Genomic DNA, 24688 nt, shown 5'->3' with positions numbered 1-24688 from the left:
TAACCCGTAAGTCATTGATTTTATTATGGTTGGTTTAAAAGCTTAAAAAGCTGATTACTCCCGACTTTTTATTGCCTGCGCCAGTTTACCTTGATTATCAGCTAACAGTTGCATCGCTTCATTTCTCGGACGCTGGGTCAGTAGCATCAGAATCGCTAATTTGGCATTGTAATCGGCTGCCTCCAAGGCTTTGGCCGCTTGCGATTTTTCACATTCGGTTGCCTGCATCACAATATTTAGTGCCCGTGCTCGTAATTTTTCGTTAGATGCCTGCACATCCACCATCAGATTTTGATAACACTTGCCGAGTAGCACCATGGATGCGGTGGTCAGCATATTTAGAATCAGTTTCTGTGCAGTGCCTGATTTTAATCGACTGGAACCGGTCAGCACTTCGGGGCCAACAATGGGTTCAATGGCGATTTGTGCGGCCTGTGCCATAGCGGAATTAGGATTGCCGGCAATCGCAATAGTCTGTGCACCTAATCCGTTAGCATATTGTAATCCACCTAAGACATAGGGAGTGCGCCCGCTAGCGGCGATCCCGACCAAAATATCTTGCGCATTAAACTCAATGGCTTGTAGGTCGGCGATGGCGGCAGCCGGATTGTCTTCCGCACCTTCAATCGGCTGACGTAGGGCGCATTCACCGCCGGCAATAATGCCTCGTACCATGCTATCTTTAACGCCAAAGGTTGGTGGGCATTCGGAGGCGTCCAAAACGCCCAAACGGCCACTGGTCCCCGCCCCTAAATAAACCAAGCGTCCTCCCTGTTGAAAGGCTGCGGTGATGCATTCTACCGCCTGAGTAATTTGTGGCAGGCAGCGTTCTACCGCTAAGGGGACGGTTTTATCCTGTTCATTCATTAGTTTTACGATTTCCGCGGCCGATAGACTATCCAAGGTCATGGAATGCGGATTGCGTTGTTCAGTCACCAAGCCGGTTAAGCGTTCCGATAGATTTTCGTTCATTTAGTTTTCCTTTGGAAAAATAGCACCTAAGCAGACTGCGCGGGCGGCACCGGTTACTTCCGGTAGGTTAGCCGGTAAATTGTGTAGGCGGCGATAGGCCAGCCAAGCAAATGCGGCTGCTTCCACATAATCCTCATGCCAACCGACCTGTGAGCTGGTTGCCACCTGCCAGTCGGGTAGCGCTTGAGCTAGTCCATCCATTAGTAATGAATTTTTAGCGCCACCACCACTGACCAATAAGCGGCGTGGTAATCTGGTATGAATGGATTTTAAACTGTCGGCGATACTGCGTACGGTAAAGGCGGCCAAAGTAGCTTGCACGTCTTGCGCGGCTAGCGGTTTGCCGTAGAGTTGCAATTGTTTATCTAACCAAACCAAGTTGAATAATTCTCGGCCGGTACTTTTCGGTGGCGCTTGCTGTAAAAAGGGTTCTGCCATGAATTGGCTCAACAGACCTTGCTCAATTTTCCCTCCTGCCGCCCAAGTGCCGTCTTTATCGTAGGCTTGCCCTAAGTGGCGTTCAATCCATTGATCAAGCAGTGTATTACCGGGGCCAATATCAAAACCGCTGACCGGCATATCGGGGGAAAGAATAGAGATATTACTGATCCCACCAATATTTAATACCACAGTGAGTTGCTGGGGATGGCGGAAAATTGCCTGATGAAAGGCCGGCACCAGTGGTGCACCTTGCCCGCCGAAAGCAATATCTTTGCGTCGGAAATCACCCACTACATCAATTCCCGTACGGGCAGCCAATAAATGCATATCGCCTAATTGCATAGTAAAGGGTGCATCACCTTGTGGCGAATGCCACACCGTTTGGCCGTGGCAGCCGATAGCGCGAATTTGCGTTGGGGTTAATTGTTGTTTGTGTAAGAAGTGGACAACACAATCGGCATATAATTGCCCTAATCGCTGATCCAGTTCACCTAGTGCCTGTAGGGTAGTTTGACCCTGTTGGATCAATTGATTGATTTGGCTGCGTAATTGCACAGGCATTGGAGTAAATTCCGTAGCCAATAGCTTAATTTGGGATTGTTGAATATCGACAAGGGCAATATCGACACCGTCAAGGCTGGTACCGGACATCATGCCGAGATAGTAGGTTGGTTGCATGGCATTGTGATTGAGTTCAAAGTGCGCCGATTATATAGAAAATCGATTTTGTTGGGAAATCTGCCTTGTCATAGAAACACTTAAATTAAAAAGGCGGGTTTTCACCCGCCTGAGACAATAAGTTACAGATCATCAATAACCAGATAGATCTGAGAGACCGGGCCATGCACGCCAACCACTTTGATTAATTCAATATCGGCAGTCGAGCTTGGGCCGGAGATGATATTGATGCAAGACGGCATACGTTCCCCCTGTTGGGCACGTTCATGCAGAACTTGAGCCAATTGGGCAACCCTTGGTACGACTTGACTTTTACGTAGAACAACAATGGATTTTTCCGGTAACAGGCTGACTGAACGGCCACGTTCTGCGGAGGAGAAAAGAACAATTCCGCCTGTTTCGGCTAAGCCGTATTCTGCATAGACTACGCCCAAATTGGCTTTTTCTGCTTGGCTGATATTGGTTTCGTCGTTTTCCTTTGCCCAGGTATAGCATGGGTATTGTTGGGCTAAGGTTTGCGGAATTTCAAGGGCATCTAAACGTGGATCATCATTGAGTACAATTTCGCCACCATCATATTTTTCACATAGGGCGAGTAGGGCGCTACGCACCTCGGCCTCATTGCACACAACGACATCGGTCATCATTGCTTTGGCCGCATTGATAAATTCCTCCGCGCGTTGTTGTGGGCTAAGTTGGGTAAGGCGCTCGGTTGGGTATGTATTGACCGGTGCTGCCATCGGTTGCGGAACCAAGTCACGAGCTTTGCCCATTTTGGTTGCCAATTTATTTAAGAAATCTTCTCGGTTTTGCAAATTCATTATTTATTCCCTCTGTTATTAAACCATTGACGGAAGCTTTCACCGTCGGCTTGCGGTAGGTCACGGGCTTTAGTCCATTCGGCTAAGGCACCAAAGGCGACCGGTGATTTACCTTGTTTAATGAATTTAGCAAGGAATTTCGCTCCTAAATTGACGCCGGTTTTCCAGAGATAAGGATGGGCGTTAGCTGTGGTAAAACCGAAAATGGAGAGTTGTTCCAGTTTTGGTGTTTTACCTAATTCCACCATTTTTTCGCGATGACGATTAATCAATTGGGCTAATGGAATACGCACCGGGCACACGCTGTTACAGGCATTACATAGGGAACAGGCGTATGGCAACTCCTTAAACTCATCGTAACCACCGAGTAATGGGGAAATCACCGCGCCGATCGGGCCCGGGTAAATAGAGCCATAACCATGACCGCCAATCTGGCGGTAGGCAGGACAGGTATTCAAGCACGCGCCACAACGAATACAGCGTAAAACTTCTTTAAATTCCGAGGCTAAGATATCGGAACGGCCGTTATCAACGATAACCAAATGGAAATCTTCCGGGCCATCGGTTTCACCGGCTAGACGTGGGCCGGTTAACCAAGTGTTATAGCCGGTAAGTTTGGCGCCAACGGCACTGCGTGCCAACATGGTGATCAGTACATCCACTTCCTTAAAGGTTGGCGCAATACGTTCCATCCCCATGACTGCAATATGAGTTTTCGGTAGGGTGGTGGCTAAACGTAAGTTACCTTCGTTGGTGACCAAGCAGCAAGAACCGGTTTCTGCAACGGCAAAGTTACAGCCGCTGATACCAATATCCGCTTCTAAGAAATCCTGACGAATGCGTTGACGCACGAAACGGGTCATATCTTCCGGTGTTTCTTCACCTTGATAGCCTAGCTTTTCATGCAGGTCTTTGCGAATCTGATGACGATCCTTATGGATTGCCGGCACCACGATATGAGATGGTTTGTCACCGGAAATTTGTAGTAAATATTCACCTAGGTCGGTTTCAATGACCTGCATACCTTCTTTTTGTAGCACATCGTTGAGGCCAATTTCTTCGGTCACCATGGATTTGGATTTCACGATTTTTTTAGCTTTTTTGGCTAAGGCTACTTGGCGGATATATTCCGCTGCTTGCTCGGCGGTTTCAGCAAAATAAACATGACCACCATTAGCCAATACTTTTTCACTTAACTGATATAAATAGGCATCGAGATTAGCCAAGACATGGTTACGGATTTGTTTGGCAAGATCACGCCATTCTTCCCAATGGCCTAGTTCATCGACCATTCGTTGACGGTTAGCGCCGATGGTTTCTTGGGCTTTCACCACAGCTTTACGCATAATCAAATTATGCACTTCATGTTCGACCCGTTGTTTAAACGGGAGATTGCTAGTTTTAAGCGACATCTTTGATCTCCCCTTGTTGCATTAACACTTCGGCAATATGCATCACTTTGACGGCACTGCCTTCACGGGCCAAACGGCCACCGATATTTAGCAGACAGCTAACATCGGCACCGATTAAATATTGCGGTTGTACTTCTTCGATATGCTCTACTTTTTCTTTAACCATTTCACCGGAAATTTCCGCCATTTTGACGGAGAAAGTTCCGCCAAAGCCACAACAGGTTTGTTGATTGGCAATAGGTAACAATTCCAAACCTTCAACATTTTCCAGGAGGGCAATAGGTTCTTTAACGATGCCTAATTTGCGCGACAGGCTGCAGGAGGGGTGATAAACCGCTTTACCTGGTAATTTGGCGCCAACGTTGGTGATGCCAAGACGATTTACGATAAAGTCGGTTAAGTCACAGAAACGATCAGCCACTTTTTGTGCGCGGGTTGCCCAATCGGCTTCACCGGCACGCTTGAAATATTCCGGATAATTTTTGATGGCATACACGCAGGAACCGGCCGGTGCAACAATCGGATAGTCGTTCACTTCAAAGGTTTCCACTAGATTTTTCATGCCCGGCAAAGCTTGTTTGACATAGCCGCTATTGAGCGCCGGCTGTCCACAGCAGCCCTGTTTTTCTAGAAAGGTAATAGTGCAGCCGAGTTTTTCTAATAGCAGCACGGAGTTTTTTGCCACGCCGCTTTTCACCACATCGGCAATACAGGTCACGTAAAAATTCACGTTCATTAAAAATCACTCCAAGGAGGTTGAGAAAATTAAAAAGTAAAAAATGGGTAAAAAAACGACCGCAATCACATTGCTGCGGTCGTTTGATAAAAATTAAAGTTGATATACCAACGGTATGATGAATACTGCCACAACTGCTGCGATTGCACCATATACCAACATAGGTACGATGGTTTTCTTAATGATTGCACCTTCTTGATTTGGTGTATTCAATACGGAACTTACGGCAACGATATTGTTAATACAAATCATATTACCCATAGCACCGCCAACGGATTGTAGGGCAAGAATTAATGCCACGGAGATACCGGTGGTTTCAGCGGTGGATAGTTGCACGCTACCGAAGGTAAGGTTGGATACGGTGTTGGAACCGGAGAAGAATGCTCCCACAGCACCTAAGAAGGAAGAGAACACAGTCCAGTCATTACCGGTGATTTCCGCGAAGGTACGGCCGATAATTTTCACCATAGAATGGTCACCACCCACCAACATCAAGTTCACCATCACTAAGGCACCGGTTAGTGCGATAAATGGGCTTTTTGATTGTTTTAAGCTGGCTGAGAAGATTTCTTTAGTTTTCGCAAAGTCCAGTTTAAACGCAGGGATTGCGATCAGCACGGTGATGATAAATGGAATTAATGCCGGCACGTAAAGCAATTTATAGCTTTCTTTTACTTCGGAACCGAAGATATTTTTCAGGCTAAAGATTAGGCCTTTACTAATTTCAAAGGTCCCTAATGAACCTAAGGTGGTGGAGAACCAAACTTGGGTATCATTCATCATCGCTTTAAACGGTAGGCTTGGAATACGGGTTACGATTAGGAAAAGAATCAATAAACCGGTTGGGAATAAGGCTTTGGCAACTTGGCCGAAGCTGACCGCACGATTGTCCAAGGTGTTTTCTACTTTGCTTAAACCAATACCTTTGTTTGCCACGAAAACCGAAATGAATAGGCCGATAGCACCGCCTACTAACGATGGGAATTCATAGTTGTATTGTGCGATTAAGAAATATGGGATTACACAGGCAAAGACGCTGATATAGATAAATAATAGGTTTTGACGGATTTCTTTCCAGCTCACTAACATGCGTAACGCCATCAATGGAATAACTAATGCCGCAAAGGAGTGGATAAAGGCGGTTATAGAACCGATTTGGAGAATTTGTTCGCTAGCTAATTTAAGCGGGCCGAAACCGAACCAAGTTGGTGTGCCCACAGCACCGAAGGAAACCGGTACGGAGTTCATGACTAACGCCAACATAGCAACGCGTAATGGAGGGAATCCTAGCCCCACTAAAATTGGTGCGGCAATTGCAGCCGGTGTGCCGAAACCACTAGCACCTTCAATCATAAAGGCAAATGCCCAGCCGATGATCATTAATTGCGCGACCGGATTTGGGTTAATGTTACCGAGCCATTTACGCATGGTGTTGGTAGCACCGGAAATTTCGCTGAATTTGTTAAATAAAATCGCACCAAAAATAACGGTGATTGGTGTTTGCACCGAAACCAATGCGGCCATAACATTGGCGCTGATGGTGACAATGTCCGTATTGAAATGCAATAAATGGACGCCCATTACTAAAGTGGCGATCCATGGTAAGGCAACATAAGAAGGTAAGGCATTGCGTTTTACCATGAGGTAAATCAATAAGATAATCGGAAAAACGCTTAACGCAAAAGATAAAGTCATACGACGGCTCCTAGTTAAAAATTTGCGCTATTTTGTTTTTTTTTATTGGAAAACCCATACCTCTTTTGAGGAATAATTGTTTAAATCTTTAAATAAATGTTAAATAAATGATAGAAAATTTAACATAGTTTGAAATCTTAAAATTTTTTAATAATTTTGCTGAAATTGATAAAGCTGGCTCAACTTTTTTTGATAAAGAAAGACGGATTCATGTATTTTTTATCGGATATTTTGAACTTGACTCCAGGAATATTTGAAATGTGACATAAAAACGCCCCTTTATTTTCCGGAGTTTTCTTAAAAATAACATCTAAGCGATTGATTTTATTAGATATGATTTAAAAAGGTAAAATGAATGTGACATTTTACTGTAGGCATAAAAAATCCCGCGTAAGGCGGGATTTGTATTTAAGCCAAGGTATAAGGCAATGGCAGGATTTGTAGTGGGCTGTGATCATCAGGTAGCCGTAATGCCGTTTGGGCTTCTATTTCTTGATTCAGCACGGCTAGCAGGTAGAGTTTACCCTCGTATTGTACGGCATTGATGATACAGCCGGTTTGTCGCCAACCGTTCTCCAATTGCATTTCTAAGGCGCTACCGGATTGCGGCAGGCTTGAGCCTGTGCCCTGTAAAATAAACATCGCACGTTTATTGATGCCGCGATATTTGGCCCGTGCAACGGTTTCTTGGCCGATATAACAACCTTTACTAAAGGAAACCGCTTGTTCGATAGCCTGCAGATTGAGCGCCTGCGGAATAAATTCATTTTGGGTAGCTGCGGTTAAGTGGGGGAGTCCGGCTAAAATATCCGCAGTCGCCCATTGTTCGGGGCAGTCACTCAGGCTGACTTCCAACGCTGTTGGGTTTAGAAAAATCGCCCGTTGTTCATCAAGCTCAAGGCGATATTGCGGATTAACCTTACCGCAATGGCAATCGATCACCCCAACAATTTGCCAATCTAGCGGGGTGAAAGTCACTTTAGAAAATACTGCGTATTTTTTTAGTGCGTCTAGGGCGGTAAATAGCCCTTTATTGATCAGCATAAAAAATTGTTGTTCGGAGACTTTCAGCAAGCGGAAAATGGAGGTCATTTTGCCTTTAGGATCGCAATGTGCGGTCAGCGTTGAGGCTCCGGCCGCTAAGGCATTGACATCACAGGTAAGCTGGCCTTGCAGGTATTTTTGCGCATCCGGACCGCTGATTTCAATCAGCTCCCAATCAAGAGGAATAAAGGTAGCCATGTGTGTTCCTATTCTAAATTTTGAATTTGTTCGCGCATTTGTTCGATGAGCACTTTTAATTCCACGGCGGAAGCGGTGACATCGGCATTAATTGATTTGGAGGCGAGGGTGTTGGATTCGCGATTGAGCTCCTGCATCATGAAATCCAATTTACGGCCAACAGCGCCCCCTTTATTTAAAATGCGTTGGGTTTCTTTCACATGCATTTGTAGTCGATCCAACTCTTCCGCGACATCTACCCGTTGGGCCAACAGGATCATTTCCTGTTCCAAACGTTGCGGTTCGAGCTGTACTTGTACCTCTTCAAAGCGTTGCAGCAAGCGTTCCCGTTGCCATTGTAAAATCTGTGGCATTTGCGCCCGAACTTTGGCAGCTTCAGCTTCGATAGCGGTTAGACGTTGACCAATGATATCTTGTAATTTTTCCCCTTCGCGGCCGCGCATCGCAATGAATTCATCCAATAGCGCATCAAAGCCACTTAGCAAATCCAGACTGATGCGATCTAAATCCTGTTGTGGTGCTTCCACTACACCGGGATAACGCAATACATCGGTTAAATTGATTTCGCCTTCATTAGCATTTTCGCTTTTCAACCATTGCAAGGATTGCAACACTTGCTGTGCTAGGGCTTGATTTAATTGTAATTGACCAATCTGTTGGGCACTTTCAATGCGTAAAGAGCATTCGATTTTGCCGCGGGTCAGACGGGGACGCAGTTTTTCGCGCAGGTTATTTTCTAAACTGCGAAAATTTTCCGGTAAACGGAAATAGGTTTCTAAATAACGTTGATTGACCGAGCGGATTTCCCACACGGCGGTGCCCCAATCCTGTTTGATTTCTTGCCGGGCAAAGGCGGTCATACTGTAAATCATAAAAAAGCTCCTGATAAAAATTGTCGGTTATTGTAGCGGTAATAGGGGAAAATTTCTATGTTACGCATGATTTACAGGTTGTAAAATTTAAATTACAATCAGCGGAAATTTTTTGTGACAAAGGAACCTAAATATGAACAAAACCTTAGGCAGTACCTTATTGGTGGCCGGTACGATGATTGGGGCCGGCATGCTGGCGATGCCGCTGACTTCAGCGGGCATCGGTTTCGGCTTTACGTTATTGTTATTGTTGGGCTTGTGGGGTTTGCTCACCTTCACAGCCTTATTGTTTGTTGAATTGTATCAAACCGCTGAACCAGATGCCGGTATTGGCACCTTAGCTGAACAATACTTTGGCGGTATCGGGCGCTTTATTGCTACTGCGGTACTGATTGTCTTTTTATATGCATTAATTGCCGCCTATATCAGCGGTGGTGGATCGTTACTGATGGATTTATTGCCAACAATCGGCAAGGGAGATACCACGAATCAAATTGCTGTGCTGTTGTTTACGCTGTTTTTCGGGAGTTTTATCGTGATCGGTACTCAAAGCGTAGATAAAATTAATCGTCTACTTTTCTTTACAATGATTGCAACTTTTGTGGTGGTATTGGGATTGATGCTACCGGAAGTGAAAATAGATAATTTGTTGGCTGTACCTTTGGATAATGCCTTGGTGATTTCCGCCAGCCCGGTCTTTTTTACCGCTTTTGGTTTTCATGGTTCGATTCCAAGTTTGAATAAATACTTGAATGGCAATGTAAAAGCACTGCGTTTTGCGATTTTAATTGGTTCGTTAATTACCTTAAGCGCTTATATTTTGTGGCAATTATCCACCCATGGCATCTTAACCCAAAATGCATTTATGCAGATTTTGCAACAGGATGCGACCTTGAACGGCTTGGTTAAAGCCACTTTGGAAATTACCCAAAGCCCATTGATTGCCGGTGCTGTGAAAATCTTTTCTACCTTAGCGTTGGTGACTTCCTTCCTTGGCGTGGGATTGGGATTGCTGGAATGCATTCAGGATTTGTTGAAACAAAGCTTCAATCTTGATGCGAACCGTTTATTCTTAGGTTTTTTAACTTTTTTACCGCCGATTATCTTTGCGTTGTTTTATCCGCAAGGTTTTGTTTTAGCGCTCGGTTATGCGGGACAAATGTTTGCCTTTTATGCAGTAGTGCTGCCGGTGGCGTTGGTATGGCGTGCCCGTCGCGTGCATCCAAAATTGCCGTATCGGGTTGCCGGCGGTAATGGGTTATTGCTGTTAGTACTGGTGTTGGGGGTGGTGATTACATCCATTCCATTCTTTATTCGCGCCGGTTTACTGCCATTTGTGGTGGGATGATTCGATTTTTATATCAACCCTAGTAAAATCAATGGGTTAGATGTTATTTTTGAGAAAACTCGGAAAGCCAATAGGGCGTTTAAGCGAAACGGGCGTGAATACGCCCGTTTTTTTATGCCTTTTTACCGTTATTTAGGTCCGTAGGGATGCACGACTAATTCGCCATTTAGGTATTCGCCAATATAAACATCGGATACGCTGATATTCTGTTCTTTTAGTTGTTGTTCAACCCAGTTCTCATCGCGTTCGATAATATCTAAGATATCAGGATCTAGCTGACCATCGATAATCAATGGATAGCGTAAATCATCGTCGCCGTACTGAATAATTGACATCTGTCCGTCTTGTTCCAGCACTGCTCGTTTAATCGAGCGGATTTCATACACACCTTGAGCGCGTAGTTTGAACATTAAATCGTGGGCAGTAATACCGTTACGCATACATTCGTCAGTTTGTACACGGCCGTTTCGAATCACCCACACCGGCTTACCGTCAATGATCAATTTCACCCAGAAGTTATGATTTTTGACGAAGCGCAGGGTGAAAATCAGCAATGTCCATAGCACTAAAACCAGTGAAAATTGGAGTACGCCGATGTTGTCGTTATAAATCACGCCACCGATAATGCCGCCCAGTACATAGTTTTGTACTTGATCCATGGCAGAAGTGGGCGCTAGGTTACCTTTGCCCATTAGATTGATTTGTAATACGAGGCCAATAATGCCCATGGCCAATTTGAGCCCAAGTAATGTATAGCCTTCCATTAATTCTCATCCTTATCGATAACATTGATATTCGGGTTGACCAGATTGGTTGGTGAAAGCGTATAAGCGCTGAAGTCGTTATTAAAATGCACTTCGTAATATTGGTCGCGGATATTTAAAATCATGCCATTGCTTAGGTTTTGCTGATTTACTTTGATTTCTTCGGGCTGCAATCCCTGTGAATCTTTGACCGAATTGAGGAAAGTCAGCATGCGTGAGGTGTCGCTCGCGTATACCAGATTTTGTTGGTATTGGTTGTATTGCACGCCGAGTAGAAAAATGATCAGTAGCAATAGAATAATGCTGAGATCGCGGTATTTGGTTTCCAGTCGGTGGCGCAAATACAGGGAAATCATCAGAAACAGCCCGCCAAGGGAAAGGAAAATCAGTAAGTATTTCAGATAGCCTTGGAAGGTAATGTGTCCTTCTAAGAAAGCGTAGGAAAAAAATGACATAACTCCTCCGAAAAATGAGGGCGGAAAAATAACATAATTTACGCAATTTCGCATTAATCAATTGGTTGTTGTCATTTATAATGGCGGACATTTTGTAAAGGGAGGGGAATTATGTCATTGCAGCAGGAAAGCCGCAGTTATTGGTTGTTGGTACAAGGCTCTAACATTGTTTGGCAAGCCGGTCTACCTTTTGGAATTGCGGCCGAGTTGGGCGTGCAGGCATGCCAGAAAATGCGTGTTGGCACATGGCACGGTGCGCCGCTGTGGTTGGCAGTGGGCGCAGAAAGTGAGCGGGAATTTGTCTCCTTGCGTAGTTTATTACCGCTGAATGACGAGGATTACTTTGCCCTGACCCGTGGCGTGGAGATCCATCATTTTCTACAAACCCATCGTTTTTGTGGTAAATGTGGTGGCGCTAGCCGATTGGTAGAGGATGAGCTGGCGGTGCAATGTAGCGCTTGCGGTTATCGTGCCTATCCGGTGATTTGTCCATCAATTATTGTGGCGGTACGTCGCGATGGGGAGATTTTATTAGCCAATCATCGCCGCCATTACAATCCGAATGGCGGTGGAATGTACACGACCTTAGCGGGCTTCGTTGAAGTGGGGGAAACCTTTGAACAGGCAGTTGCTAGGGAAGTCTTTGAAGAAACCGGTATTCGGGTGAAAAATTTGCGGTATTTCGGAAGTCAGCCTTGGCCATTCCCGAATTCTCAAATGGTCGGTTTTTTAGCTGAATATGACAGTGGAGAGATTCGTCTTCAGGAATCAGAAATTGCTGATGCTCGTTGGTTTGCCTTGGATGCCCCCTTGCCAGAATTACCACCAACGGGTACTATCGCGCTCGAATTAATTAAGGCTACTATTGAGTTGTATGCCAAAGAAAAGGAAAAACAATGTCAGAATTAAAAAATGATCGCTATCTCAGAGCTTTATTACGTCAACCTGTGGATATGACTCCGGTTTGGATGATGCGTCAGGCTGGGCGTTATTTGCCGGAATATAAGGCAACCCGTGCACAGGCTGGTGATTTTATGTCTTTGTGCCGTAATGCCGAGTTAGCTTGCGAAGTGACTTTGCAACCGTTGCGCCGTTATGCGTTGGATGCGGCCATTTTGTTTTCCGATATTTTAACGATTCCCGATGCAATGGGCTTGGGATTAAGTTTTGGAGCCGGTGAGGGACCTAAATTTGCCCGTCCGATTGATTCGGCAAGTGCTGTAGCTAATTTACCGATTCCGGATCCTGAGCAGGAATTGCAATATGTGATGAATGCAGTGCGCACTATTCGTCGTGAATTAAAAGGTGAAGTGCCGTTGATTGGTTTCTCCGGTAGTCCTTGGACGTTGGCCACTTATATGGTGGAAGGTGGTTCGAGTAAAGCCTATACCAAAATCAAAAAAATGATGTATGCCGAGCCGGCCGTATTACATGCCTTATTGGATAAAATGGCTGAAGCGGTAACCCTTTACTTAAACGGTCAAATTAAAGCCGGTGCACAGGCTGTAATGATTTTTGATACTTGGGGTGGTGTGTTAGGCCATCGTGAATATCTAGAGTTCTCTTTGCAATATATGCATAAAATTGTCGATGGATTGATTCGTGAACACGATGGCCGTCGTGTGCCGGTCACTTTATTCACTAAAGGTGGTGGTTTATGGTTGGAGGCGATTGCCGAGACCGGTTGCGATGCAGTAGGTGTTGATTGGACGGTGAATTTAGCCGATGCCCGTGCCCGTGTGGGGCATAAAGTGGCATTACAGGGCAATATGGATCCAAGTGTGCTATATGCGCCGGCTGCACGTATCGAAAGCGAAGTTAAAACAATTTTGGCGGATTTCGGCGCAGGTTCGGGACATGTCTTTAATTTAGGTCATGGTATTCATCAGGATGTACCGGAAAGCGCACCGAAGATTTTTGTCGATAGCGTGCATGCACTTTCTCAGGCTTATCACAAATAAAAGGGGCCATTATGCGCAATCCGATTCATAAGCGTTTAGAAAACTTGGCTGCTTGGCAGCACTTAACTTTTATGGCTTGTTTATGTGAGCGAATGGCGCCGAATTTTGCGCTATTTTGCCAAATGACCGAACAACCTCAGGCGGCCAAGGTATTTAACAATGTACTCGGTTTAGTTTGGGAATCCTTAACCGTAAAGGGCGCCAAGATCAACTTTGAGAATCAGTTGGAAAAATTGGAAGGAATTATTCCGGATGTGAATCAATATGATTTCTTTGGCGTAGTTCCTGCATTGGATGCTTGTGAAGCGCTTGGTGAATTATTACATGCAGTTATTGCCGGTGAATATCTAGAAAAATCGGTGCGGGTAAGTCAGATTTCCTTAACAACGGTTGTGAGTTTGTTGGAAACGGAAAATGATCGCGAATTCTCTCCGGATGAACTAAAGGATAATGAGTTGATCGAAAGTGAATTAGATTTGCAATGGCAGATTTATCGACTCTTGAAGGACTGCGAAGAACGCGATATCGCCTTGATTAACGAGCTACGGAACGAGCTCCGCGCTGAAGGGATTTCCAACATCGGTATAAAAAATAATCAATAGCGTGAGATTTATCACAATTTTATGAAATCTTCCTTTCCATAAGCGGAAAGTTCGATTATCCTTTGCCGAGCTGTGGTTGTCCCGCAACCCGCTTCATATTAAACATTATTAGATTCAATTAACAGAAGGTACAAATCTTATGAACAAAACAGATTTAATCGATGCAATTGCAAGTGCAGCAGAATTAAATAAAAAGCAAGCTAAAGCAGCTTTAGAAGCAACTTTAGATGCGATTACTGCAAGCCTTAAAAAAGGTGAGCCAGTACAATTAATCGGTTTTGGTACATTCAAAGTAAACCAACGCGCAGCGCGTACTGGTCGTAACCCACAAACCGGTGCAGAAATCAAAATCGCAGCGTCTAAAGTGCCTGCATTCGTTTCCGGTAAAGCATTAAAAGATGCAATCAAATAATTAATTTGAGATGCTAAAACCCCGCCAAAATGGTGGGGTTTTTTGTTGTTACGAATAAGCATAGAATTTATCAATCCAATGCTTATTTTATTGAGCTAAAAGGGGCGGGCCGGAGTTTCTCTACGTGTTGTAGAGGCTATAGCGCGATATCGGCATCTGGAAAATTGCCAGTGAAAAATATTTATTGTTTTCGAGAGCAGTTATGAGGACAGACGGAAAAATCGTTTTTTGAATATAGATCAAACGATTGATGAAATTTGCCAAATAAAGTCTGGTCAAGGTAGGGAAATTGAGCTAGTATTTCAGCAAAAGATTTCCTGGGGTGTTCGTGAAAGGGTTATGTCCCTGAGCCGATACTTAAAATCTTATAAATCGGTTTCCTGTCATTGGTGTGTAGGCTTTACCTCTGTTTACAGGGGCTTAAAGAAACCTAAAAATGACCTTATCGATTTCCTTGAACCGTCGGGTTCAAGGACTACCACCCATAGCGGCACTCCGGGACCCTTCCTTGTCTTCCGATGAAAAATTCCAATCAAGTCCTTCGCAATCAACTTCGTCAGCAAATGCGTAAAATGCGGGCAAATTTAACTCCATTGCAACAGCAACAGGCGGAAGATTCTATTACTCAGCAGGCTTTATCATTAATCAGCCAGCGAAATGCGCAGCATATTGCTCTATACTTTTCCTTTGATGGTGAAATTTCTACACAAAAACTGATCAAAACCCTGTGGGCGAAGGGCAAGCAGGTCTACTTGCCGGTGCTACATCCTTTCAATTCAAATCATCTACTTTTTTTACGTTATTTGCCCGATAGCCCGATGCAAAAAAATAAATTTGGTATTTGGGAACCGAAACTCAATGTGCAACAGGTCTTGCCGCTGCAGAAACTAGATATTCTTTTTACCCCCCTAGTGGCTTTTGATAAACAGGGGAATCGACTTGGTATGGGCGGTGGTTTTTACGATCGCACATTGCAAGATTGGCCACATTCATCCTTTATTCCCGTGGGATTGGCACACCAATGCCAGCAGGTCAAACAATTGCCAACGGAAGTTTGGGATGTGCCACTATATCAAATCTTAGTTGCTTAAACCTATCAAGAAATAATATTTGATAGAAGAAATCAAAAATAGTCTATTTTTTCTCTTGAAATACTAAAAATTGCTCTTATTTACTACCCCGTAAAGGGAATATTCCCAATGATTTAAATGAAGAGAAGGTGAATGTATGAATATTGAAAAATTTACGACTAAATTCCAACAAGCATTAAGCGAAGCCCAATCTCTAGCACTTGGCAAAGATAACCAGTTTATTGAACCGGTGCATTTATTGAGTGCCTTGTTAAATCAGCAAGATGGCTCCATTGGCCCGATTTTAACTGCCAGTGGTGTCAATGTGGCTTTATTACGTAATGAGTTAAATGCTGAGTTGAATAAATTACCACAGGTTTCCGGTAATGGTGGTGATGTACAAATCTCTCGTCAATTGCTTAACTTATTGAATTTATGCGATAAATTAGCGCAACAAAAACAAGATAAATTTATTTCCAGTGAATTGTTCTTATTAGCCGCTCTTGAAGAGCGAGGCGCATTAAATGACATTTTGAAAAAATGTGGTGCGAAAAAAGAACAAATTTTACAAGCGATTCAACATATTCGCGGAGGACAAAGCGTGAACGATCAAAATGCAGAAGAAAGCAGACAAGCTCTTGAAAAATATACGATTGATTTAACAGCTCGTGCTGAAAGTGGCAAACTCGACCCGGTTATTGGTCGTGATGAAGAAATTCGTCGAGCCATTCAAGTATTGCAACGCCGTACTAAAAACAACCCTGTGCTAATTGGTGAGCCAGGTGTAGGTAAAACCGCTATTGTGGAAGGGTTGGCACAACGTATTGTCAATGGTGAAGTACCGGAAGGCTTAAAAAATAAACGTGTGCTTTCCTTGGATATGGGTGCATTGATTGCCGGTGCGAAATATCGCGGTGAATTCGAAGAGCGTTTAAAAGCCGTTTTAAATGAGCTTGCTAAAGAAGAAGGTCGCGTGATCCTCTTTATTGATGAAATCCATACCATGGTTGGTGCGGGTAAAACTGACGGTGCGATGGATGCAGGTAACTTATTAAAACCAAGTTTAGCGCGTGGTGAATTACACTGTGTGGGTGCGACCACATTAGACGAATATCGTCAATATATCGAGAAAGATGCGGCACTAGAACGTCGTTTCCAAAAAGTCTTTGTAGATGAGCCAAGCGTGGAAGATACCATTGCGATCTTACGTGGTTTGAAAGAGCGTTATGAGATCCATCACCATGTAGATATTACTGACCCGGCAATCGTGGCAGCAGCAACGCTTTCACATCGCTATATTTCCGATCGTCAATTGCCGGATAAAGCCATCGACTTAATCGATGAAGCTGCTTCGAGTATCCGTATGGAAATTGACTCTAAACCAGAGCCGCTTGATCGTCTTGAACGCCGTATTATCCAATTAAAATTGGAACAACAGGCATTACAAAAAGAAGAAGACGAAGCAAGCCGTAAACGTTTAGAAATGTTAGAAAAAGAACTTTCTGACAAAGAACGTGAATATGCTGAACTTGAAGAAGTCTGGAAGTCAGAAAAAGCGGCGCTTTCCGGTTCTCAACACATCAAACAAGCGTTAGATGCAGCGAAAACTGAAATGGAACAAGCGCGTCGTGCTGGCGATTTAAGCAAAATGTCTGAGCTTCAATACGGCCGTATTCCAGAATTGGAAAAACAACTTGCTGCCGCTGAAACCGGCGAAGGCAAAGAAATGAGCCTATTGCGTTATCGTGTGACTGACGAAGAAATTGCGGAAGTGCTTTCTAAAGCAACGGGCATTCCAGTTTTTAAAATGATGGAAGGCGAGAAAGAAAAACTCTTACGCATGGAAGAAGAATTGCACAAACGTGTGATTGGTCAAGAAGAAGCAGTCGATGCCGTCGCGAACGCGATTCGTCGTAGCCGTGCAGGGCTTTCAGATCCTAACCGCCCAATTGGTTCTTTCTTATTCTTAGGGCCGACCGGTGTAGGTAAAACCGAGCTTTGCAAAACTTTGGCGAAATTCCTCTTTGACAGCGAAGATGCGATGGTGCGTATTGATATGTCAGAGTTTATGGAAAAACACAGCGTATCCCGTTTAGTGGGTGCGCCTCCAGGCTATGTTGGCTATGAAGAAGGTGGTTACTTAACTGAAGCTGTACGCCGTCGTCCATATTCTGTCATTTTGTTAGATGAAGTGGAAAAAGCCCATGCGGATGTATTCAACATCTTATTACAAGTATTGGATGATGGTCGTTTAACCGATGGTCAAGGTCGTACCGTGGACTTCCGTAATACCGTGGTGATTATGACCTCTAACTTGGGTTCTGATTTAATCCAAGGTAGCAAAGACGAAAGCTATGGTGAAATGAAAGCCCTTGTGATGTCAGTGGTGAGCCAACATTTCCGTCCGGAATTTATCAACCGTATTGATGAGACTGTGGTATTCCACCCACTAGGCAAAGACAATATCCGTGCGATTGCCAGCATCCAATTAGAACGTCTAGCAAAACGTATGGAAACTCGTGGTTACGAATTAGTGTTTACTGAAGCGTTATTAGATTTCATTGGTGAAGTGGGTTACGACCCAATTTATGGGGCACGTCCATTAAAACGTGCAATCCAACAAGAGATCGAAAACAGCTTGGCACAACAAATTTTATCTGGTCAATTATTGCCGGGCAAAGTCGTGACCGTTGATTATGCTGATGGTAAAGTCCAAGCCAAACAATAATAGGGAAGAAAAAATGCGGCCAACTGCCGCATTTTTTATGTTTTGAAAACAGATCTAATGAAATCAATGGGTTAGATGATGTTTTTGGAAAAACTCGAAAAACCTAGGGGGCGTTTAGGTTTTTTGCACGACTTGATCGCGCTGTTCTGATAGAATGGCGCGATTTTTCTCCAAGGGAACAGCATATTTATGAAATTTATTGATGAAGCATTAATCCGCGTGGAAGCGGGCGATGGCGGTAACGGCTGTTGCAGCTTCCGACGTGAAAAATTTATTCCGAAGGGCGGCCCGGATGGCGGCGATGGTGGCGATGGCGGCGATGTGTATTTAATGGCCGATGAAAACCTGAATACCTTAATTGACTATCGTTTTAACAAACGTTTTGCTGCCGAACGAGGCGAAAATGGCCATAGTTCCGACTGTACCGGCCGCCGCGGTAAAGATATTACCCTATTAGTACCGGTTGGTACTCGTGCGGTAGATAACGACACCAAAGAAGTATTGGGCGATCTTACCAAGCATGGCGCAAAAATGTTGGTGGCTAAAGGTGGTTATCATGGTTTAGGTAACACCCGTTTCAAATCCTCGGTAAACCGCGCACCGCGCCAAAAAACCATGGGGACACCGGGAGAAAAACGCGATCTATTGTTGGAATTGATGTTGCTTGCGGATGTGGGCATGCTTGGCTTGCCAAATGCCGGTAAGTCAACCTTTATTCGCGCTGTATCTGCCGCTAAACCGAAGGTAGCAGACTATCCGTTTACCACCTTGGTACCAAGCTTAGGCGTGGTGAAAGTCGATGATGCGCATAGTTTCGTAGTGGCGGATATTCCGGGCTTGATCGAAGGTGCAGCAGATGGTGCCGGCTTAGGCACACGCTTCTTAAAACATTTAGAACGATGTCGCGTGTTAATCCATTTGGTGGATATTCAGCCAATCGATGAAAGTGATCCGGCGGATAATATTGCTATTATTGAATCGGAGTTATTCCAATACAGCGAAAAATTAGCCGATAAACCACAATGGCTGGTTTTCAACAAAATCGATACTATGAGCGATGAAGAAGCGGCTGAACGTGCGCAGGACATCGCTGAGCGGGTAGGTTGGCAAGATGGCTATCATTTGATTTCCGCTGCAACCGGCAAAAATGTGCGTGAATTATGTCGTGAAGTGATGGACTTTATCGAAGCTAATCCGCGTGAAGAAGCACAAGAAGAAACCGTGGATGAAGTGAAATTCAAATGGGAAGACTATCATCAAGAACAATTGGCCGAGCATCAATTTGATGATGACGAGGATTGGGATGATGATTGGTCGGAAGAAGATGAAGAAGGCGTAGAGATTATTTATCAGAAATAACTTTTGTCCATGTAAAAGGCGCACCTAAGAGTGCGCCTTTTTGTTATCCAATGCCCCTTCAGTTTTTTGAGTTTTCTCTAAAAATGGTTGTAAGTTATTGATTTTATTAGAGGTGTTGTAAAAACATCGTATAGCCGTAGGGTTAACGGCGTTGCCATTTTTTTTCGATATAACTGCAAGTCGGATGCAGCTCAAGCCCTTGTTGTTCGATAAAGGTCATTAGCGCCTGATAAAGTTTATCGGCGATGCCCTGACCACGCAGTGAAGTGTCTACAAAGGTATGGTTGGCATTAATACGCTGCGGAGTTTCATAAAAATAACTGAGGCGGGCAATTTTAGAGCCATGGGTATCAAGCAGGAAAAATTCGCCTTGTTGACCGTCATCTTGGTGTTGCAAATTCATTTTACACTCCATTCATCACTGATATTGGGATCCATCGCGAAATCTGCGGTATCGCTAGGAATCGCTTTTTCTTCTGCAGCCCATTCACCTAAATCAATCAGCTGACAGCGCTTACTGCAAAATGGGCGATAGGGATTTTCAGCCGTCCAACGCACCTTTTTCTTACAGGTGGGACAAGGCACTTCAAAAATATCATCAGTCATTGTTTTTTCCTGCCAAAGTTAAATAGAAACGGTGCAATTCTAGCACTTTTTGTTGCAAATGAATAAAATTGTCCGCTAATTCGCGATCGTTATTGATGATGTCATCGGCCCATTGCAGACGTTCCTTTTGCGATACCTGGCTCTGCATGATCCGTTGGATTTGTTCAAGCGAATTATTATCGCGTTGGGCTGCACGGGTGAGTTGGGTTTGTGGGCTGACATCAATAACCAACACTCGATCGCATAGGTTAGTCAGTTTATTTTCAATCAATAACGGCACGACTAATAGCGTATAGGGCGCTTGTTGGGCGGATAATTGATTGAGCATTTCCGTTCGAATAGCCGGATGCAGAAGCTGATTGAGCCAGTTTTTCTCAGTTTCATCTTGAAAGACTCGTTGGCGCAGCTGTGCCCGGTCCAGTTCTCCTGTGTGCGTTAAGATTTCTGTACCAAAATGTTCGGCAATTTGAGCCAATAAGGGAGAGCCTTTTTCCACAACCTGGCGGGCGACTACATCCGCATCGATGATTGGAACTCCAAGCTCGCCGAATAAATTGGCAATGGTACTTTTACCGCTACCAATGCCTCCAGTGAGGCCGATCACATAAGTCGTTTTTTTTACATTCAAGGGATGTTTGCCTTTGTCTTATTTTTCAATAGGCGGTATTAGGCCATAAATGGCTTTTTTTTACAAATTAGTGTACCAAGTGAGCAGCATCGCACCACATAAGAAAGGGCCAAAAGGCAGGTAATGCTGACGGCTAAGCAGTAATGTAAGAATGCCGGAAAGACAGGCAATAAGCAGAAAATAGGGGAGTGCCGAGAGTGGTAAATAGGCGCCTAGGGCTAATGCCAGCCAATAATCGCCACGACCTAAGGCTTCTTGGTGGTAATAGTATTTGGCGAATTGGTAAATACAGTAAAACAATGCAAAGAAAATCAGGGCATGGTATAGGCTTTGGGATAATGAAAGCCGTGAAAATTGCCATTCGGCTCCCAATAACCCAAGACATAAAAGCCCCAGACAAGCATTGGGCGAAATCAATTGATATTGCCAATCCAGGAGCGAAATTGCCCATAAGAAATTGAATACAAGTAATAGCCATGCAGCAAAAAGCGGATCATCGGCGTATTGATAGAGTAGACCAGCCAATAGACCGTCCAACAGGCAATATCTCAATAAATGAGGGTTAACTTTTGTTGTAAGCAGGGGATAGCTTTGTGGCGGAGATATGGGAAAAAGAGCATGAAAATTGTGCCAAATATCCTTGCTTAAACGTGGTATAAAACCGTCGATGTAGCACCATAAAATCACACCAAGTAGACTGCCGTAAAAAAAGTATGCGAAGGTGATCATTGGATTATCGATCCCATATTAAAAATTGGTAAATACATACCGAGCATAATCATCCCGATAAGCCCACCAATAATCAGCATTAAACAGGGTTCAAGCATCTGTGAGAGTAGATCAATTTGGTGATCCAGTTTGTGTTGGTGGTCTTGCGCAATATTTTGCAGCATCTCTGCTAAATGCCCGCTTTGTTCACCAATTGCCAACATTTGTTGTGCTTCCATTGGAAATAATAGACTGCTGACACTGGCGGAGAACAGATAGCCCTGTTCTACCCATTGCAAAAGATTGCGTACTTCCTGCTGTAAAACCGGATCACCTTGTTGTAACGGATTTTTTTGCCAACTTTTAGGAATTTCTAGAAAGCTGTTTAAGGCGGCATTTAAAGGGACTCCCGATTGCAACATGAGAGCGAGACTATGGGAAAATTTGACTAATCGGGAAAGCGCAATAATTTTGCCGAAAATAGGTGCTTGCCCAATAAGCTGAGCTTTATACTGATTGAGCGTTAAAGAGTGGTGTAATGCCTGTCGCCAGATAATTGCGATGAGTAAAGGGAAGATTAATAGAGGGATAGGGTATTGCCGGATAAATTCCGATAGTGCTAATAGAAATGCGGTTAATGCTGGCAACTCGTTACCGTTTGTACCGTACATCGCAGCAAATTGTGGTACCACAAAAATCAATAAAATCACTGTGAGCACCACGGAAATACCCAAAACCATCAGAGGATAGAGCATAATTTTTTGTAGTTTATGCTGGAGTAGCAAAGCGCGTTTACGATGCTCCGCAAGGTGCAGGCAGACATTCGCTAATTGACCACTCAACTCACCTGCTTGTAATAATTGGAGCTCTTGGCGATCAAGGTATTTACCTTGAGCTTCAATTGCTTGCGAAAAGGAAAAGCCGCTTTCTAAATGGCCGATGAGTGATTGTAGCCACCGGTAAAGTGCCGGTTGACTACAATTATCTCGGGCGATATGCAGGGCATGCTTTAATTCGATAGAGGATTGTAGGAGCATCGCCAACTGGCTTAATAGTGCACAGATTTCATTATTTTGGGGTTTATTGGAAAGACGCCAGTCCTGTTGTAGGCGAATACGGTAGAAACCTTTGTCCATTAAGCGCTGGCGGGCAATTACTTTATTGAGGGCGATGATATTACCTTGCTGCACTTGTCCTAAGGTATTATGGGCACGGTAATAAAAAATCTTTTCTTTCATTATGCTGCAGCTCCCAGAATACGTTCGATTTCCGCTAGGTCGGTAATGCCTTCATCTAATTTTTGTTGTGCGCTTTGGCGTAAATCTTGGAAATCTGTATGAAATTGCCGCCCATCATAATGTAAGAATTGATAAATTCCGACTCTTCCTTTATAGCCATGCTGACAGGCACAAGTTGTTGCCAGCTGTTTATGGCATTCTTGGCAAAGCCGTCGCACTAAACGCTGTGCAATGACTAACAACAGACTATTTTCGATTTCATGCTCTGCGATACCTAATTGTTGCAGACGGGAAATTGCTGAACGGGCATCGTTGGTATGTAATGTTGAAAGTACTAAATGCCCGGTTTGGGCTGCGCGTAATGCCATGGCTGCGCTTTCTTCGTCACGGATTTCTCCAAGCATAATAATGTCCGGATCCTGACGTAAAAAGGTTCGTAATAGGCGGGAAAAATCCAGCCCAATCTGTGGATTGATTTGGCTTTGAATAATGCCGTCTAGTTCTATTTCGATGGGATCTTCCGCCGTCATAATATGTTTATCCGGGGTATTTAACCATTGTAGTGCGGTGTAGAGGGTAATACTTTTGCCGCTACCGGTGGGGCCGGTGACGAGAATTAATCCCTGCGGTTGGGAAAGGGCATGACGCAATTGTTTTTGTTGTGATTGTGTCATTCCCAATTCGGCAAATTGAAGCTGAACGGGTTTATTTTGTTGTACCCGCAATACTGCCTTTTCTCCCAGATTTGTGGGTAGCGTAGACAGTCGAAAATCTAAAATATCGGCAAAGGTTGTTTTAAATTGAAAACGCCCATCTTGTGGTAGGCGGGTTTCACTAATGTTGAGTTTAGCCAATAGCTTTAAGCGAGAAATGACCCGAGGTGCGAGGCTTTTGGCAATGACGGGCTCGCTGTGCAGTACGCCATCAATGCGCAGACGAACTTGTAGTCCTTGGGGTTGAGGTTCTAAGTGAATATCCGAAGCATTTCGGGTAAGCGCACGCTCAAACAGTTGATTCAATAACACAATAACCGGTTCATCTTCATCGATTTGCGGTTCGCTAACGGTTTCTGCCTGATAAAAATTTTCCGTTTCAATAGTCTGTTTATTTTGCGGTATTAGTGATTGTAATAGGCGCTTAAGTTGGGCGCTATCAAGCAGAACCGGCTCGATTAATTTACCGCTGAGAAAACCAAAGGTTTCACAAGCGGCCAAATTATTCAGCGAATCTAATCCTAACCATAGGCGCTGTTGATCCTCTTTGAGCGGTAATGCCAAATAGCGTAGCAATAAATGTTGCTGTTGCCGATTATGTTGTTGCAGTTCCGGCGCAATTTCAAAAACTGCGCCGTTTTGGGCGGTGGCTAACATTATTTACCCTTAGCGGAGCAGAAACCGGCAGGGAATAATTGAGTATTATTGGCATCACAGGTAGTTGTCCAAGTTACGCCGGTACTGCTGTCGCCACTTGCCTGCATAGTAAATTGCACCCCATCCAAGCTATTGTTACCGTTTACCGTAATAGCACCGCTTTTTACACTGATACTTTTTACATAGCCTTTTGCGGAGGTGAGATTGTTACTAATACCATTTTTGCCGCCATCGCAATCGGCAGTTTTACCGGTGCTATACACGCAGAGCTCAATATCGCCTTTATAGGGAGCGGCAGCCTGTAATAATTCAGAAACAGCTGCTTTTTTAGTGTAATTTTGGTAGGACGGAATCGCAATTGTGGCGAGAATGGCAATAATCGCAATAACGATCATTAATTCAATTAAAGTAAAGCCTTTGTGGCGAGCGGTAAAGAGACTCGGTTTCATAAATTTTCCTTATGTTAGAATAGTGCCGAAATGGCGGCATCATTGTGGCTAAATAAGTGAATTCACATAGAAAAGCCTCGTTAGCTTGCGATTTCTGCCGCAAAAAAATGATTTAAGGAGA

At 44.1% G+C, this 24688-nt stretch carries 25 protein-coding genes and 1 other RNA gene; 9 read left to right on the top strand and 17 right to left on the bottom strand.

What is annotated here, in order from left to right; all coding sequences use genetic code 11:
* Positions 1–54 precede the first annotated feature (54 nt).
* From murQ to CKV74_RS00500, 8 genes are all read right to left on the bottom strand, one after another.
* Complete coding sequence (gene murQ, locus CKV74_RS00535; RefSeq protein ID WP_007241809.1) at positions 55–972, bottom strand: N-acetylmuramic acid 6-phosphate etherase; 918 nt, start codon at positions 970–972, stop codon at positions 55–57.
* Positions 973–2091, bottom strand: coding sequence for an anhydro-N-acetylmuramic acid kinase (locus CKV74_RS00530; RefSeq protein WP_007241500.1), 1119 nt, complete (start codon positions 2089–2091; stop codon positions 973–975).
* Positions 2092–2213: 122 nt separating this feature from the next.
* A complete protein-coding gene (locus tag CKV74_RS00525) occupies positions 2214–2912 on the bottom strand; it encodes a LutC/YkgG family protein (RefSeq protein WP_007241791.1) in 699 nt (232 codons plus the stop codon).
* The gene (locus CKV74_RS00520; protein WP_095176606.1) at positions 2912–4324 is read right to left on the bottom strand and encodes a LutB/LldF family L-lactate oxidation iron-sulfur protein; all 1413 of its coding nucleotides are present in this window, start codon (positions 4322–4324) and stop codon (positions 2912–2914) included. Before CKV74_RS00520 ends, CKV74_RS00525 begins: the two co-directional genes overlap by 1 nt.
* On the bottom strand, positions 4314–5060 hold the full coding sequence (locus CKV74_RS00515; RefSeq protein ID WP_007241623.1) for a (Fe-S)-binding protein: 747 nt from the start codon (positions 5058–5060) through the stop codon (positions 4314–4316). The genes CKV74_RS00520 and CKV74_RS00515 overlap by 11 nt, the downstream gene beginning before the upstream one ends.
* A 93-nt stretch (positions 5061–5153) precedes the next feature.
* The gene (locus tag CKV74_RS00510) at positions 5154–6755 is read right to left on the bottom strand and encodes a lactate permease LctP family transporter (RefSeq protein ID WP_007241521.1); all 1602 of its coding nucleotides are present in this window, start codon (positions 6753–6755) and stop codon (positions 5154–5156) included.
* Positions 6756–7163: 408 nt separating this feature from the next.
* Entirely contained in the window at positions 7164–7997 is an 834-nt protein-coding gene (gene ygfZ, locus CKV74_RS00505) for a CAF17-like 4Fe-4S cluster assembly/insertion protein YgfZ (protein WP_007241498.1), read from the bottom strand.
* 8 nt (positions 7998–8005) lie between these two features.
* Positions 8006–8869, bottom strand: coding sequence for a YicC/YloC family endoribonuclease (locus CKV74_RS00500; protein WP_007241811.1), 864 nt, complete (start codon positions 8867–8869; stop codon positions 8006–8008).
* 133 nt (positions 8870–9002) lie between these two features.
* Here CKV74_RS00500 and CKV74_RS00495 point away from each other — a divergent pair, with 133 nt between their 5' ends.
* On the top strand, positions 9003–10217 hold the full coding sequence (locus CKV74_RS00495) for an aromatic amino acid transporter (protein ID WP_095176605.1): 1215 nt from the start codon (positions 9003–9005) through the stop codon (positions 10215–10217).
* Positions 10218–10345: 128 nt separating this feature from the next.
* Here the strand turns inward: CKV74_RS00495 and CKV74_RS00490 are convergent, their stop codons facing one another.
* Positions 10346–10981 (bottom strand): DUF421 domain-containing protein, encoded by a 636-nt coding sequence (locus CKV74_RS00490; protein ID WP_007241822.1) that lies wholly within the window; start codon positions 10979–10981, stop codon positions 10346–10348.
* Positions 10981–11436 (bottom strand): DUF3290 family protein, encoded by a 456-nt coding sequence (locus tag CKV74_RS00485; protein ID WP_095176604.1) that lies wholly within the window; start codon positions 11434–11436, stop codon positions 10981–10983. The genes CKV74_RS00490 and CKV74_RS00485 overlap by 1 nt, the downstream gene beginning before the upstream one ends.
* Positions 11437–11544: 108 nt before the next feature.
* Here CKV74_RS00485 and nudC point away from each other — a divergent pair, with 108 nt between their 5' ends.
* The 8 genes from nudC (at position 11545) to cgtA (ending at position 19568) form a co-directional block, all read left to right on the top strand.
* A complete protein-coding gene (gene nudC / locus CKV74_RS00480; protein WP_123947604.1) occupies positions 11545–12345 on the top strand; it encodes an NAD(+) diphosphatase in 801 nt (266 codons plus the stop codon).
* Positions 12333–13397: a uroporphyrinogen decarboxylase gene (hemE, locus tag CKV74_RS00475; protein ID WP_095176603.1), complete on the top strand. Its 1065-nt coding sequence runs from the start codon at positions 12333–12335 to the stop codon at positions 13395–13397. Before nudC ends, hemE begins: the two co-directional genes overlap by 13 nt.
* A gap of 11 nt (positions 13398–13408) precedes the next feature.
* On the top strand, positions 13409–13999 hold the full coding sequence (locus tag CKV74_RS00470) for a YjaG family protein (protein ID WP_007241684.1): 591 nt from the start codon (positions 13409–13411) through the stop codon (positions 13997–13999).
* A 139-nt stretch (positions 14000–14138) separates the two neighbouring features.
* A complete protein-coding gene (locus CKV74_RS00465; RefSeq protein ID WP_077427839.1) occupies positions 14139–14411 on the top strand; it encodes a non-specific DNA-binding protein Hbs in 273 nt (90 codons plus the stop codon).
* A 311-nt stretch (positions 14412–14722) separates the two neighbouring features.
* Positions 14723–14917, top strand: a non-coding RNA gene (ssrS, locus tag CKV74_RS00460) — 6S RNA.
* A gap of 12 nt (positions 14918–14929) precedes the next feature.
* Positions 14930–15502 (top strand): 5-formyltetrahydrofolate cyclo-ligase, encoded by a 573-nt coding sequence (locus CKV74_RS00455; protein WP_095176602.1) that lies wholly within the window; start codon positions 14930–14932, stop codon positions 15500–15502.
* 136 nt (positions 15503–15638) lie between these two features.
* Positions 15639–18209: an ATP-dependent chaperone ClpB gene (gene clpB, locus CKV74_RS00450; protein WP_007241717.1), complete on the top strand. Its 2571-nt coding sequence runs from the start codon at positions 15639–15641 to the stop codon at positions 18207–18209.
* A gap of 189 nt (positions 18210–18398) precedes the next feature.
* Positions 18399–19568, top strand: coding sequence for an Obg family GTPase CgtA (gene cgtA / locus CKV74_RS00445; protein WP_007241610.1), 1170 nt, complete (start codon positions 18399–18401; stop codon positions 19566–19568).
* Between the two features lie 142 nt (positions 19569–19710).
* Here cgtA and CKV74_RS00440 read toward each other — a convergent pair whose 3' ends face one another.
* From CKV74_RS00440 to ppdD, 7 genes are read right to left on the bottom strand one after another with little or no spacing between them, the layout of a single operon-like run.
* Complete coding sequence (locus CKV74_RS00440; protein ID WP_095176601.1) at positions 19711–19971, bottom strand: GNAT family N-acetyltransferase; 261 nt, start codon at positions 19969–19971, stop codon at positions 19711–19713.
* Positions 19968–20174: a DNA gyrase inhibitor YacG gene (yacG, locus tag CKV74_RS00435; protein WP_007241731.1), complete on the bottom strand. Its 207-nt coding sequence runs from the start codon at positions 20172–20174 to the stop codon at positions 19968–19970. The genes CKV74_RS00440 and yacG overlap by 4 nt, the downstream gene beginning before the upstream one ends.
* Positions 20167–20802, bottom strand: a complete 636-nt coding sequence (coaE, locus tag CKV74_RS00430) for a dephospho-CoA kinase (RefSeq protein ID WP_007241821.1) — start codon at positions 20800–20802, stop codon at positions 20167–20169. Before coaE ends, yacG begins: the two co-directional genes overlap by 8 nt.
* A 60-nt stretch (positions 20803–20862) precedes the next feature.
* On the bottom strand, positions 20863–21531 hold the full coding sequence (locus tag CKV74_RS00425) for a prepilin peptidase (protein WP_007241801.1): 669 nt from the start codon (positions 21529–21531) through the stop codon (positions 20863–20865).
* Positions 21528–22748 carry a type II secretion system F family protein gene (locus tag CKV74_RS00420; RefSeq protein ID WP_095176600.1) on the bottom strand — a complete coding sequence of 407 codons (1221 nt, stop codon included), beginning with the start codon at positions 22746–22748 and terminating at the stop codon, positions 21528–21530. Before CKV74_RS00420 ends, CKV74_RS00425 begins: the two co-directional genes overlap by 4 nt.
* On the bottom strand, positions 22748–24118 hold the full coding sequence (locus CKV74_RS00415) for a GspE/PulE family protein (protein ID WP_007241714.1): 1371 nt from the start codon (positions 24116–24118) through the stop codon (positions 22748–22750). Before CKV74_RS00415 ends, CKV74_RS00420 begins: the two co-directional genes overlap by 1 nt.
* A complete protein-coding gene (ppdD, locus tag CKV74_RS00410; RefSeq protein ID WP_007241769.1) occupies positions 24118–24567 on the bottom strand; it encodes a prepilin peptidase-dependent pilin in 450 nt (149 codons plus the stop codon). Before ppdD ends, CKV74_RS00415 begins: the two co-directional genes overlap by 1 nt.
* Positions 24568–24688 lie beyond the last annotated feature (121 nt).

It is taken from the genome of Haemophilus pittmaniae (assembly GCF_900186995.1).
GTDB classification, from domain to species: Bacteria; Pseudomonadota; Gammaproteobacteria; order Enterobacterales; family Pasteurellaceae; genus Haemophilus_D; species Haemophilus_D pittmaniae.
This window is presented reverse-complemented; position numbering and strand designations above follow the sequence as displayed.